A 12,960-nucleotide genomic window follows, 5' to 3' on the forward strand; every position below is an offset into this window, starting at 1 on the left:
AAGTCGGCCGGTCCGACTTCCTGCGCAGGAGGGGTGCAGGAGCGCGCTGCGGGTGCGCCGGCGCCCTCGGTCAGCCGGCGAGGAGGGCGCGGGCGATCCGGGTGCGGTGCGGGGCCAGTTCGGCGGCGATGGCTGCGGCCTCGTCCGGCGGGCAGATGACCGAAGCCGGGAGCGGCGCGCGCTGTGCGAGGAGCGCGAGGCGCAGGTGGGTCGGCGGGTGCGAGGCGTCCACCACGTGCCCGGCGCGCCGGGAGCGGCGGAGCAGGCGCTCGCGCTCCAGCGGCGGAATCGTGGCCAGGTGCTCGCGCAGCTGCGGCCAGAGCGCGTCGGCTCCGGGCCCCTGGGCCGCGTCCCGCCGGCCGGAGCGGGGCCGGGACTGCATTTCGGCACGCAGCCGGGAGGTCACCGTCCACGTCGCCGGGCGGAGCAGCGTGGCCACCAGCACCCCGTGCGCCGCCTCGGAGGAGCCGGCCCGCGCGCCGAGCTCGTCCGCCCGGTACTCCGCCTGCTGCCCGGCCCGCGCGGTGAGGCGCTCCAGCAACAGATAGGTGCGGTAGGGGAGTTGGCTGATCACGTGGAGGAAGGCGTTGCCGATGTGATCCCCGATCAGGGTCAGCAGGGCGACCACGCCGTACCCGCCGGTGACCCGCTCGCGCGGCCGGGAGAGGTCGTACCAGTGCGCCAGCGCGCCCATCGCCGAGCCGAGCCAGAGCCCGCGCCGGTTGTCGCCGTTGATCCGGTGGGCGATTTCGTGACCGAGCACCGCGACCCGCTGCTGGTCGTCCAGGGTCTCCCAGAACGGCAGACCGATCGTCAGCACGGACGTCCGGCGCAGTCCGACCGCACCCATGGTCGCGTTGAACTCCTCGTCGACCCGGATCACCCCGACCGGCGGCGCCCCCAGTTCGGCGGCGACCCGGTCGGCGAGCCCGTAGAGCGCGGGCGCCTGGGAGCGGGTCAGCACGCCCGCGTCCTTCGGCGCCCGGCCGAGCTGCGGCCGGAGCAGGAACGCGACGGCGAGGAGCAGGGCGCCCAGGCAGCGCAGCGGCGTGTTGCCGGTGACGAGCAGCCAGAGGCCCGCCCCCGCCACGGCGACGGTGACGAGGTGGACCGGGACGGCGAGGGCGGAGGCGGCGAGCCAGTCCCGGCGGGTGGTGTCCGCGCGGCCGGCCGAGACGTCCCGGAACAGCCGCTCGGTCCGCTCGGCCGCCGCCCGTTCCCGGGCCAGGACCTTCGCGCTCTTGGCGGTCTCCTCGGCGGCCTCCTCCGCGGGGACGAGGTTCCACTCGCACTCCGGGCACCAGGCGGTGAACCGGGGATCGGGGTCGAGCGGGCCGGAGCACTCCGGGCAGGCGAGCGGGCGGTCGGAGGCGCGCGGGGGCGGCGGGGAGGACGGGGACGCAGGTGACGGCGCGAGCGCGGGTGTCGGCGTGGTCGTCGGCGCGGGCGCGGACGGCGGGGGAGCGGCGGGGTTCGGCACGGCGGGTGATCATGCCAGCAGGGGTGGACAGTGCGGAAGGCCTGGTTCCGCATTCATCGGCGGCCCGGCCCCCCGCCCCGGCCGGCCCGCGCCCCGCCCCGGCCGGAACGCGCCCCGCCCGGGGCCGGAGCGCCGTGCCAGAATCGGCCGACCGCCGATCCGAGACGGACCCGGGAGCCACCCCATGCGCGCAGCCATCCTGCACAAGACCGGTCAGGACACGCTCGACGTCCGTGACGACGTCGAGGCGGTGGGCTTCGGACCCGGCAGGGTGAGGGTCCGGCTGCGCGCCGCCAGCCTCTGCCACTCCGACCTCTCGGCGATGAGCGGTGTCCTGCCCCAGCCCGCGCCGTTCGTCCCCGGCCACGAGGGCGCCGGGGACGTCGTCGAGGTCGGCGAGGGCGTGACGGGCCTGGCGGTCGGCGACCGCGTCGTGCTCTGCTGGATGCCGCCCTGCGGCCGCTGCGCGCACTGCGAGCGCGGGCGCTCCCACCTCTGCACGGCGAGCCTGCGACGGCTCGGCGCACCCAACTTCCGCATCGGCGCCGCGGACCCGGCAGGCCAGGCAGACCAGGTCGGCCGGGCGGACCGGGCGGACCGGGCCGGCACAGCGTCCGGGCCCGCTGAGGCGTCCGGCTTCTACGGCACCGGTACCTTCGCCGAGGAGGTCGTGGTCGACCGCGCCGCCGTGGTTCCGGTGCCCGCCGACCTCCCCTACGACCTCGCCGCCCTGATCGGTTGCGGCGTGACGACCGGCATCGGTGCGGCCGTCCACACCGCCCGGGTCGAGCCGGGCTCGACGGTCGCCGTGATCGGCGCGGGCGGCGTGGGCGTCGCGGCCGTGCAGGGCGCACGGGTCTGCGGCGCGAGCCGGATCGCCGTGGTCGACCCGGTGGTGTCCCGCCGGGAGCGGGCGCTGGCCTTCGGCGCGACCGAGGCGCTCGCCCCCGAGGAGCTCAAGGCGGCGGCGAAGGCGGTGCCGGGCGGCGGCTTCGACTACGTCTTCGAGGCTGTCGGCCGCTCGGCCACCGTCCGGGCCGGGTACGAGGCGGCCCGGCGCGGCGGCGCGGTCGTGGTCATCGGGGCGGGCGCGCAGGACGACCTCGCGAGCTTCAGCATGGGCGAGCTGTTCTTCAACGAGAAGCGGCTGTTGCCCTCGCTGTACGGGGGCGCGCCGCTGCCGCGCACCATCGCTCTGGTGGTGGACCTCTGGCGGGCTGGGCGGATCGACCTCGCCGGGATGATCACGCACCGGGTCGCGCTGACGGAGGTCAACGAGGCGCTCGCGCAGATGCGCAGCGGCGAGGCGCTGCGGACGGTCGTGACACTGGACTCGTGAGCACCGGGCTCGCGGCGCCGAACCGACCCGGCGACCGGGAACGCGGAACACGGAACGCGGGAAGCGGCGGTGACGGCGAGCCGGGCCCGGCGGGCCCCGGACGCGACGCGGGGCCCGCCGGAGGTGTCCGGCGGGCCCCGACGCGTGGTGCGGTCGCTCAGCCCCGGTCGGCCGCGACGGCGGCCCGGTGACGGCCGTGCGGGTCGGCCTCGGGGCTGTCGTCGGCGGCGGACCGGCCGCGGTGGCGGCCGTGGGACGCGGTGTCCTCGGCGGTGGTCTCGTCGGTGTCGGTGAGGGTGTCGGACATCAGAATCGTCTTCCGTGCGAGGGTGCGGGTCTCTCGGCGCCCGGCCGGCACATCGCGGGCGCGGTCGGGGCGTGACCGGTGATCGCGGTCCGTGCCCCGCTCGCCACCCTAACCGCCGGATCGGGCGAGATCCTATCGAGATACCGACGGTCGCCCCGGGAACGGCACGTGCGCGGACGGTCCGGGCGCCGGAACGGAGGTTCCGGCCCGCCGGAACCGCTCGGAGACTCCCCGTCCGGTGTTCCGCCCCGTTGCCCGGGTGGACAGGCGGAAGGGCAGACGCGCGGGCGGCCGGCCGGACGGACGACAGGTCGGCCCGCAGGGATTCCCCGCCGCCGGAACGGGCCGCCCGGCAACACCCTGCCCGGCACCGCAGCCGCCCGGCAACACCCTGCCCGGCACCGCGGCCGCCCGGCCGGGCCCGGGCGCCGCCGCGGCGGCCTACCCCGGCCGGCCGCTGCGCAGGAACGCGGCGAGCAGCTCGTGCAGCACCGCACCGCCCTCCTCGGCCAGCACCTCGTGCCCGGCCCCCGCCGCCTCGACGTAGTGGAAGTCCGCCCCCTCCGTCCGCCCGATCCGCAGCAACTCGTGCCGCAGCGAGCGCGATTGGCCGACCGGGACGACTTCGTCGCGGTCGCCGTGCACGATCAGCAGCGGCGCGCCGATCCGGTGGGCGAGCCGGAGCACGTCGCGCGGTCCCCGGGCGTCCTCGATCGGCTCACCGCCGTCCAGCCGGGTGGTCAACGCCCGGACGGAGGCGGAGGCTTCGGCCAGCAGCCGGGCACCCGACAGGAACGGGGCGACGACCGCGCAGCGCGCCACGTGGCCGGCCGGGGCGTGCGCCGCCGCCAGCAGGGCGAGGAACCCGCCGTAGCTGACCCCGAACAGGGCCGGCGGCTCCAGCCCGAGCGCGGCCCGCCGGCCCGCGATGGCCTCCAGCAGGTGCAGGACGTCGTCGAGGTCGGGCCCGCCCCAGGCGCCCCGGATGGCCATCGCGTGCGCCAACCCGTAACCGGTGGAGCCGCGTTGGTTCGGGGCGAGCACGGCCAGGCCCTCGGCTGCCATCCGTTGCAGGGCCGGCTCGAACTCCAGCCGCCAGGCGTCCGCCGGACCGCCGTGCAGGGCGAGCACCAGCTGCGGACTGCTCAGCCAGCTGTCCCCGCCGTACAGCACGGCTTCCAACGGGCCTGCCGGTCCGGGGAGTTCGAGGCTCTTCGCGGCGTGCCAGCGTCCGCCGTCACCGGGTTCGGCGGACCCGTCCAGCCGCCAGCCCGGAGAAGCGGAACCGGTGTCGGCCCGCGGTGCGGCGCCGGGCCGCCACGGCAGGACGGTCTCCCGCCACGGCCCGGGCAGGCCGGACGCGAGCGGGGCCAGCTGGAGCGGCATCGGCACCACCGGCCCCGGGGCGGCCGGGACCGGACCCTGCGACAGCAGCGCGTCCACGTCGAGCGTGGCGAGCGCGGCCGGGTGGTCGGGCGCCGAGTAGGGGATCCGCAGACCGCCCGCCGACCAGTGGCCGACCGCGCCGAGCCGCCCCGGCGGGACCGGCAGCGGGTCCAGCCGCCCGGAGGCCGGCCGCCACAGGGCGAGCGAGCAGCCCGCGCCGTGGTCCGCCTGGATCGCCACCCGGATCCCGTCGTGGGCGGGGCGCAGCGCGACCGGCCGCAGGAACATGCCCTCGACGTCCAGGGCCTCCGGGAAGCGCAGCGGCTCGCCGCCGCCCAGCACGCCCCAGCCGATCCGGTCGGTGCCGGGCGCGTCGCTGCGCACCAGCGCGAACCGGCTGTCCGGGTCGAACAGCACCAGCCGGTCGTTGCTGCGCTCGCCGATCTCCAGGAGTGGGGAGAGGCCGCCGCTGCGCAGGTCGAGCACCACGGTGCGGACCAGGCCGTCGTGCACCCGGTCGAGCGCCAGCAGCGCTCCGGTGCGGTCCAGCCAGACGCCGCTGCCGTGCAGGCCGGGGAGCTCCGCGACCTGCTGGGGTGCGGAGCCGTCGGTCCGGAGCAGCCACACGGTGGTGGCCGGGCGGGTGTCGCTGCCCAGCGCCAGCGCGACCGGTGCCCGGGGGCCGGACGGCGCGTCCGCGGGGAGCGGCAGGAGGCGCAGACCGGGCATCCGGATGGTGGCCGACGACCGTTCCGCGGTGACCGGCCGGCCGTGCCGGTCGGTGGCGGCGGAGAGCGTCACCAGGTCGTGGCGTTCGCCGTCGCGCCGGCAGACCAGCACGGAGCCGTCCGGTAGGGCGACCAGTTGGGAGCGGAGGTTCTCCGAGCGGTGGCCGGGCAGGTGCAGCCCGGTCGGGACGGCGGGGCCGGTCGCCGGGAGGCGCCAGCTCTCCGCGTACCAGCCGCCGTCGGCGGCGGAGGCGAGGCAGGCGGCGTGGCTGCCGTCGGCGGCGAAGGTGAAGCCGAGCCGGCGGAGGGCCTGGGTGGTGGCGCGGGTGGCGACGGTCATGCCGTCACCGCCCCGCTCGGACCGGCCTCGTTCGGAGTCGCCCCGCCCGGGGGAGCCGCGGACGCGGGCGGGCCGGACGCGTAGGGGGCGGGCGGGGGAGCGTCGAACGGGACCGGGTCCGTCCAGAGCCGCGGACCGCCGTGCCGCAGTCGCAGCAGGAAGGCCAGCGCACCCGCCGTCCCGGTGCCGTAGGCGGCCGCGCACCCGCTCCCGGTCTCGTCCGGCAGGACCAGCAGGCCGTCCCGCAGGGCCGACCGGGCGGCGACGAGCACCCCCAGTTCCTCCGCCGCGGAGCGGAGTCCCGGATCACCGCCGGCCCCGGCGAGGTCGAGCAGGAACCCGCCGTCGCCGGCCAGACCGTGGCACGCGGTGACGCCGCAGTGCCAGCGCCCGGCGACCACGGCCCGCCCGGCGGCGAGGGCCAGCCGGTGCGCGTCGGCGTCGCCGGTGGCCTGCCAGAACCGCAGCAGGAAGGTGCCCGCGCCGGAGGAGCCGCTGCACCAGTGGGTCAGCCGGACGTGCCCGGGGTCGTCGGGGCTCTGCGGCCACCAGGCGGCCGGACCGTCCGGGAGCGGGCCGCGGCCCCGGGGGACGGCCGCCTCCTCGGCCGCCGGAGGCCCTGGTGCGGCCGAGGCGCCCGGGGGTTCGAACCGGGCGGTGGCGACGAGGGTGCGGGCGGCCGCCCGGGCGCCGTCGAGCAGGGCGGCGTCACCGGTGGCCCCGGCCGCCGCGAGCAGGAACGTGCCGACCCCCGCGACCCCGTGCGCGAAGCCGAGGTGGGTGATCCCGGCGAGCGCCGAGTCGAAGTCCCGCGGCACCGGCCACACCGTGCCGTACGGCGTCTGCCGCGCGGCTTCCAGCAGCCCGTGCCCGCACCGCGCCGCGCGGTCGAGGAAGGCGGCCCGGCCGATCGACCGTGCGGGGAAGTCCTCGGCGGCGCAGCGGAGTTGGAGGAAGCCTGCGCCGGCCGCGCCGTGGCAGACGTCCGGGTTGGGCCAGTCGACGGCGATCCGGGCGGCCAGCTCGGCCGCCCGCCGGGCGAGTGCGCGGTCGTCCAGCGCGCGGGCGGCGTCCAGCAGTGCCCACGCGGTGCCGGACCGGCCGAAGTGGAGTCCGGGCAGGACCACGGGTTCCGCGGCGCACCGGCGTTCGATCCACTCGGCGGCGGTGCGGGCGGTGGCCGCTGCGGTCTCCCGGACGTCCCCGGGCAGGCCGGCGGTCGAGGCCGCCCGGGCGAGCACGGCCAGGACTCCGGCGGCGCCGTGCTGCACGTTGCACGGGTCCGAGCGCTCGCCGGCGGGCACCACGGGCCAGAGCCGGTCGCGCCGTGACGGGGTCGCGGTGGCGGCGAGGTGCCGCAGCCCGTCGTGCAGCACCCGGTCGAGGACCGCCCTGTCGCTGCTGCCGCCGACGCCGGCACCGCCGTCGTTGCTGCCGGTGCCGGTGCCGGTGCCGTCGGCGGTGCCGTCCGGCCGCTCGTGCGCCGCCGGGGCAAGGGGTGTGCCGCAGCGGTCGGCCGGATCCGTGGCCGAGGGCGGCGTGTCCCAGAACCGGGAGGCGGCTCCGGCCGGTCCGGTGCCGCCGGTCGTGTCGGCGTCGGTGTCCCAGAAGCGGGAGGGGATACCGGGCTCGGCGTCACGGAGCGGTGGACCGCCGGTGGCCCTCCCGTCGGCCGCGCCACCGCCGCTGGCCGCGCCACCGCCGCCGGCCGCGTCGCGACCACCGTCGCCGCTCCGGGGGGTGTCGCACGCCCGGCCGTACGGGCCGCCGACGGCCCGCGCGTGCCGGAAGGACGCGGAGCCCTCGCCGTCGACGGGTCTCCCGCCGCCCGGTGCCGGGCGGTGCGCGGTCTCGCCGGCCCGGGGGCCGGGCGCCGCGTTCGGCGCCGGCACGGACCCGAACCGCGGCGACGTGCCGTGGAGGGCGCCGGCCCCCGCACCGCTGCCGCCGCGGGCCCGGTCGTCGCGCCCGCCGTCGCCGTCACCCGGGCCGCCGCGGTCACCGGGCCCGCCCCGGTCGCCCGGCCCGGCGGGACCGCGGAGGCCGCCGTCCGGCACCCCGGACCGCCCGCCGCCCTCGCGGTCCCCGCCGGCGGCGAGGCACTCCCGGACCCGGTCCGGGCACCAGCGGTCGCGCGGATCCTCGGCGCGGAGGCCGAGGACGGCCGGGGCGAGCCTGCGCGCCGTGGTCCCGCACCGGGCGGCGAGGGCGAGCCAGCGGCCGAGCCGGGCGGCCACCGGGCGGGCGTGCGGGAGGTCCTCGGGCAGCAGCGGGTCGTGCCCGGTGGCGAGCAGGAAGAACAGCCCGCCGAGCGCGTAGAGGTCGGCCTCCGGTTCGGCCGTGCGGACGCCGTCGCCGCTGCGGCCGGCCGCGAGTCCGGCGAACGGTCCCCGGGCCCGCCGCCCCCCGACGGCGGCCCCGTCCTCCGGGCCGACCAGGGCGAGCCGCCCCGGTCCCTGTTCGGGGGCGCGGTAGCCGGGTGCGCCGGCCGAACCGGCGCGGCTGCCGGCCTCGGCGGCGAGCTCCAGGTCGACCAGGCGCAGCGAGCCGTCCGGCTGGACGAGGACGTTGCCGGGGGAGAGGTCGCGCAGGACGAGCCCCTGCTCGTGCACCCGCTCGACGAGGTCGAGCAGCGCGTGCGCGACCGGTCCGGCCTCGGTCCAGTCGACGTCGGGGCTGCCGTCGCGGCGGAGCCGGGCAGCGACCCAGCTGCCCAGCGGCTGTCCGGCGATTCGTTCCTGCACCAGGAAGAGCGAGTCGTCCTGTTCGACGAGTTCGACCGGTCGCGGGGCCAGGTCCCGGCCCTCCAGGCGGGCGAGCAGGGCGGCCTCGTGCCTCAGCGCGGCCCGTGCGTCCGTGCCGGAGGGGTCCACCTCGATGTGGGCGCGGGCCTGCTTGATCACGACCTCGGCGCCGCGGTCGGTGTCCCGGCCGAGGAAGACGCCGCCCTTGGCGCCCTGCCGGATCAGCCCGGTGACCACGTACCGTCCGGCGAGCAGCACGCCTCCGCTGCCACGGCGCCGGGCCGCCGGCCGCCCCGCGCCCGGCCGGTACCCGCCCCGCCCGCCCGCCGGTCCGTCCCCGGGAGCCGGGCCGCCGGCAGCCGCACCCCCCGGAGCCGCACCTCCCGCCGCCCCGCGGCCCGGGGCCGCCGGTTCCTCGGGGGCGAGCGGGTCCCGGGCCCACGGCGGACACCGCCACGCGGCCCCGCGCACGTCCTCGACCCGTTCGCCGCCCGGCCCGCGCAGCATCGACCGGTACCCGCCGTCGTTGCCCAGTTCGGCGCGCGCCGCGATGGCGCCGTACCGGTAGTGGACGAGGCTGCCCGGCCGGTACGGGCGGTCGGAGAGCACCACGGGGCCGGGCAGGCCGTCGGTGGCCCGGTGCAGCGCGGCGGCCAGCCGCCGGAACTGGGCCTCGCCGTCCGGATGGACGGTGATGAACTTGCCGGCCGACCCCCGTTCGCTGTGGCGCGAGTTGAGCTCGTGCAGCTGCTCGGGGCCGGCCGCGAAGCGGAACGCGCACGGGTCCCCGGCGAGCACCTCGGTGACGGCCGCGAGCACCGCGCCGCCGGCCGCCGAGGCGGCGCTGACGTGGAGCTTCCACCCCTCGTCGGGGAGTTCGACCGCGGACGGCGCGGCCGTGCACCAGAAGCCCTCGACGGCGATCCGCCAGCCGGTCCGCCCGGCCTCCGGCTCCCCGTCCGCTTCCCCGCCTCCGGTGGCGGCGGCCAGCGCCGTCCGCGTCAGCTCGGGCCACCCGCCGGCCGCATCCGGCCCGTGGCCCGCGGAGTCCGTCCCGCCGGCGGTACGCAGCGATGTGCCCGCTCCCATTCGCCACCACATCCCTTCGTCCCGGCCGGCGCGCCCCGCCGGTGCCCACTGCTCCGGCGCCGGGGTGCGCGGCCACGGCCTGCATCGGTTCCTCGGATCCGCGCCGGGAGCGCTCTCCCGGCGCCGCCGGTCCGGTCCGGCGCGGTGCCGGCCGCACCGCCCGGCCGTCGCCGTGGCGGACGCGGCCGTCGGCCACGGCGCCGTTCCGGGTGCCCTGCGCCGGCCGGTCCGGACGGAACAACTCCCTTTCGCAGAGGTGAAGTTACTTTCGGTAGCGAGGGGTGCTCAATCCGAAGCCGGTCACTTCACTCGTAAGGGTGATCCGGGCGCCGTTTCGAATTCGTGCGAACGGTCCGCTGTGCGCGGTGTGCGCCCCGCCGCCCGGCGTGTACCGCGCCCGCGCGCCGCTCGAACGGGCTCCGCCGCCCGCCCGCGCACTCCCCTGCCCGGCATTGACGCGCATCCGTGCGCCCCGCCCCGTCCGGCGTCCGCCCCGCTCCGCCCTCGCCCCGCCCCGCTCCCACCCGTGCTCCGCCCCCGCCCCGCCCCGCTCCCACCCGTGCTCCGCCCCCGCCCCGTGCCCGACCGGGGCCGCACCGCCCGCACCGGCAACCGCGGGGACCGCCTTCCCCCGCGCGCACGGTAGTCTCGACAGGTGCCGAAACTGTCCGACGTCATCACCGCCCTCGAAGAGCTGTACCCGCCGCAGTGGGCGGAGTCCTGGGACGCCGTCGGCCTGGTCTGCGGGGACCCTCGGGCCGAGGTCCGCCGGGTGCTCCTCGCCGTCGACCCCGTGCAGGCGGTCGTCGACGAGGCCGTCGAGTGGGGGGCCGACCTGGTGGTCACCCACCACCCGCTGTACCTGCGCGGCACCACCTCCGTCGCCGCCACCACCTTCAAGGGCCGCGTCGTGCACACCCTGATCCGCAACGGGATCGCCCTGCACGTGGCCCACACCAACGCCGACCACGCGGACCCGGGCGTCTCGGACGCGCTCGCCGAGGCGGTCGGCGTGACCGTGACCGGACCGCTCGTCCCGGACCCGACCGACCCGCTGGGCCGGCGCGGCACCGGGCGGGTCGGCGTGCTGGAGCCCCCGCTGACCCTCGCCGCGTTCGCCGCGAACGTCGCCCGGGGCCTGCCGGCCACCGCCACCGGCGTCCGCGTCTCCGGCGACCCGGACCGCCTGATCACCCGGGTCGCGGTCTGCGGCGGCTCGGGCGACAGCCTGTTCGCCGAGGTGCGCGCGGCGGGCGTCGACGCCTACCTGACCGCCGACCTGCGCCACCACCCGGCCTCCGAGGCCACCGAGGCGGCGCCGGTCGCCCTGGTGGACGCCGCGCACTGGGCCACCGAGTGGCCCTGGCTGCCGCTGGCCGAGCGGGCGCTGCACGGCGCCGCCGAGAAGCACGGCTGGACCGTGGAGACCCGGGTCTCCCGCACGGTCACCGACCCGTGGACCGCGCACGCCCCCATGTCCTTCCCCGCCTGACCCGATTCACAGGAGCTCTCCGCTTGAACGCCGCGCCCGCCGACCAGATCCGCCTGCTCGACCTCCAGGCCATCGACTCCAAGCTCGACCAGCTGGCCCACCGGCGGCGCAGCCTGCCCGAGCACGCCGAGATCGACAAGGTCACCGCCGACCACACCGCGCTCAAGGACCTGGTGATCGCCGCCCAGGCCCAGCACGGCGACACCACCCGTGAGCTGACCAAGGCCGAGCAGGACGTGGAGCAGGTCCGCGCCCGGGCCGCCCGCAACCAGCAGCGCCTGGACTCCGGCGCGGTCTCCTCCCCGAAGGACCTGGAGAACCTCCAGCACGAGATCGGCTCGCTGGCCAAGCGCCAGGGCGACCTCGAAGAGGTCGTGCTGGAGGTCATGGAGCGCCTGGAGTCCGCCGAGACCCGGGTCTCCGAGCTGACCGCGCGCCTGGAGCACTCCACCGTCGTGCTGACCGAGGCGGAGGGCCGCCGGGACGCCGCGTTCGCCGAGATCGACGCCGAGGTGGAGAAGGTCGGGCGCGAGCGCGAGGCCGTCGCCGCCGTCGTCCCGGCCGACCTCATGAAGGTCTACACCAAGCTGCGCGAGACGCAGGGCGGCGTCGGCGCGGCCCGCCTCTACCAGCGCCGCTGCGAGGGCTGCCGCACCGAGTTCTCGATCACCGAGCTCAACTCCATCAAGGCCGAGCCGGCCGACAAGGTGGTCCGCTGCGAGAACTGCTCCCGGATCCTGGTCCGCACCGCCGACTCCGGCGTCTGATCCGGTGCCGGCGCGCAGGTTCGTCGTCGAGGCGGACGGCGGCTCCCGGGGCAACCCGGGGCCGGCCGGCTACGGGGCGGTGGTCCGCGACGGCGACACCGGGCAGATCGTCGCCGAGGCGGCGGAGTTCATCGGGCACGCCACCAACAACGTCGCCGAGTACAGGGGGCTGATCGCCGGCCTGCGGGCGGCCCGGGAGATCGACCCGGACGCCACGGTGGACGTTCGGATGGACTCCAAGCTGGTCGTCGAGCAGATGTCGGGCCGCTGGAAGATCAAGCACCCGGACATGCAGCCGCTGGCCGCCGAGGCCCGCGAGGTCTTCCCGCGCGGGCGGGTCGGGTACACCTGGATCCCGCGCGAGCGGAACAAGGACGCCGACCGGCTCGCCAACGAGGCGATGGACGCGGGCAAGGCCGGCCGCCGCTGGGAGCCCCGGGCGGCGGCCGCGCCGGCGCAGCCCCTCATCGTCGAGGAGCCCCTGGAGACCAGCGCTCCCAGGGCGGGCTGGGCGGCGCCCGCGGACCTCGGCACCCCGACCACGTTCGTCCTGCTGCGGCACGGCGAGACGCACCTCACCCCGGAGAAGCGGTTCTCCGGCAGCGGCGGCACCGACCCGGAGCTCTCCGAGAAGGGCCGCTGGCAGGCCGAGCGGGCCGCCGAGGCGCTGGCCGCGCGTGGCTCGGTCCAGGCCGTGGTCGCCTCGCCGATGCTCCGCACCCGGCAGACCGCCGAGACCGTCGCCGCCCGGCTGGGCCTCGACGTCCGGTACGAGGAGGGCCTGCGAGAGGTCGACTTCGGCGCCTGGGAGGGCCTGACCTTCGGCGAGGTGCGGGAGCGGTACCCGGACGACCTCACCGCGTGGCTCGGCTCCGCCAAGGCCCGGCCGACCGGCGGCGGCGAGAGCTTCGCCACCCTCACCCACCGGACCGGGGTGGCCCGGGACAAGATCCTGGCCCGTCACCCCGGCCGGACCGTGCTGGTCGTCTCGCACGTCAGCCCGATCAAGACGCTGGTCCGGCTGGCGCTCGGCGCCCCGCCGGACTCGCTGTACCGGATGGAGCTGTCCGCCGCCTCGCTGTGCGTCGTCCAGTACTACGCGGACGGCAACGCCTCGCTGCGGCTGCTCAACGACACCGGCCACCTGCGCTGACGCCGCCGCCCGCCGTGGTGCCGTGGGGCGGGGGGGGGGGCCGCCCCCCCGCCCCCGGCGGGCGGGCCCCCCCCCCGGCCCGCCCGCCGCGCCCGCGGCCGGGGCGACCCGGGGGAGCCCCAGCGACACGGCCCG

General features: G+C 78.0%; 8 protein-coding genes. 4 read left to right on the forward strand and 4 right to left on the reverse strand.

Annotated elements, in window-relative coordinates; all coding sequences use genetic code 11:
* Window positions 1-70: 70 nt before the first annotated feature.
* Complete coding sequence (locus ACFCX4_RS27425) at window positions 71-1,480, reverse strand: M48 family metalloprotease (RefSeq protein WP_376147714.1); 1,410 nt, start codon at window positions 1,478-1,480, stop codon at window positions 71-73.
* Between the two features lie 184 nt (window positions 1,481-1,664).
* Between ACFCX4_RS27425 and ACFCX4_RS27430 the strand changes: the two genes are divergently transcribed.
* A complete protein-coding gene (locus ACFCX4_RS27430; protein WP_376147717.1) occupies window positions 1,665-2,819 on the forward strand; it encodes an alcohol dehydrogenase catalytic domain-containing protein in 1,155 nt (384 codons plus the stop codon).
* A 157-nt stretch (window positions 2,820-2,976) separates the two neighbouring features.
* On the opposite strand, the gene ACFCX4_RS27435 is transcribed toward ACFCX4_RS27430, so the two are convergent.
* The 3 genes from ACFCX4_RS27435 to ACFCX4_RS27445 all read right to left on the reverse strand — a co-directional run bounded on the left by ACFCX4_RS27435 (window position 2,977) and on the right by ACFCX4_RS27445 (window position 9,413).
* Entirely contained in the window at window positions 2,977-3,126 is a 150-nt protein-coding gene (locus ACFCX4_RS27435) for a hypothetical protein (protein WP_376147720.1), read from the reverse strand.
* A 441-nt stretch (window positions 3,127-3,567) separates the two neighbouring features.
* Window positions 3,568-5,580, reverse strand: coding sequence for an alpha/beta fold hydrolase (locus tag ACFCX4_RS27440; protein ID WP_376147723.1), 2,013 nt, complete (start codon window positions 5,578-5,580; stop codon window positions 3,568-3,570).
* Entirely contained in the window at window positions 5,577-9,413 is a 3,837-nt protein-coding gene (locus tag ACFCX4_RS27445; protein WP_376147726.1) for a lanthionine synthetase LanC family protein, read from the reverse strand. The genes ACFCX4_RS27440 and ACFCX4_RS27445 overlap by 4 nt, the downstream gene beginning before the upstream one ends.
* A 655-nt stretch (window positions 9,414-10,068) precedes the next feature.
* Between ACFCX4_RS27445 and ACFCX4_RS27450 the strand changes: the two genes are divergently transcribed.
* From ACFCX4_RS27450 to ACFCX4_RS27460, 3 genes are read left to right on the forward strand one after another with little or no spacing between them, the layout of a single operon-like run.
* A complete protein-coding gene (locus ACFCX4_RS27450; RefSeq protein ID WP_376147729.1) occupies window positions 10,069-10,905 on the forward strand; it encodes a Nif3-like dinuclear metal center hexameric protein in 837 nt (278 codons plus the stop codon).
* Between the two features lie 23 nt (window positions 10,906-10,928).
* The gene (locus ACFCX4_RS27455; RefSeq protein WP_376147732.1) at window positions 10,929-11,672 is read left to right on the forward strand and encodes a zinc ribbon domain-containing protein; all 744 of its coding nucleotides are present in this window, start codon (window positions 10,929-10,931) and stop codon (window positions 11,670-11,672) included.
* 4 nt (window positions 11,673-11,676) lie between these two features.
* On the forward strand, window positions 11,677-12,825 hold the full coding sequence (locus ACFCX4_RS27460; protein WP_376147735.1) for a bifunctional RNase H/acid phosphatase: 1,149 nt from the start codon (window positions 11,677-11,679) through the stop codon (window positions 12,823-12,825).
* Window positions 12,826-12,960: the final 135 nt, after the last annotated feature.

Origin of the sequence: Kitasatospora sp. NPDC056327 (assembly GCF_042261735.1) — a bacterium.
In the GTDB taxonomy this organism is placed as follows: Bacteria; Actinomycetota; Actinomycetes; order Streptomycetales; family Streptomycetaceae; genus Kitasatospora.

Bases quoted from the DNA above. Each gene is read 5' to 3' on its own strand.
- ACFCX4_RS27430 (WP_376147717.1), top strand. From the start codon at position 1,665: ATGCGCGCAGCCATCCTGCACAAGACCGGTCAGGACACGCTCGACGTC.
- ACFCX4_RS27435 (WP_376147720.1), bottom strand. From the start codon at position 3,126: ATGTCCGACACCCTCACCGACACCGACGAGACCACCGCCGAGGACACC.
- ACFCX4_RS27440 (WP_376147723.1), bottom strand. From the start codon at position 5,580: ATGACCGTCGCCACCCGCGCCACCACCCAGGCCCTCCGCCGGCTCGGC.
- ACFCX4_RS27445 (WP_376147726.1), bottom strand. From the start codon at position 9,413: ATGGGAGCGGGCACATCGCTGCGTACCGCCGGCGGGACGGACTCCGCG.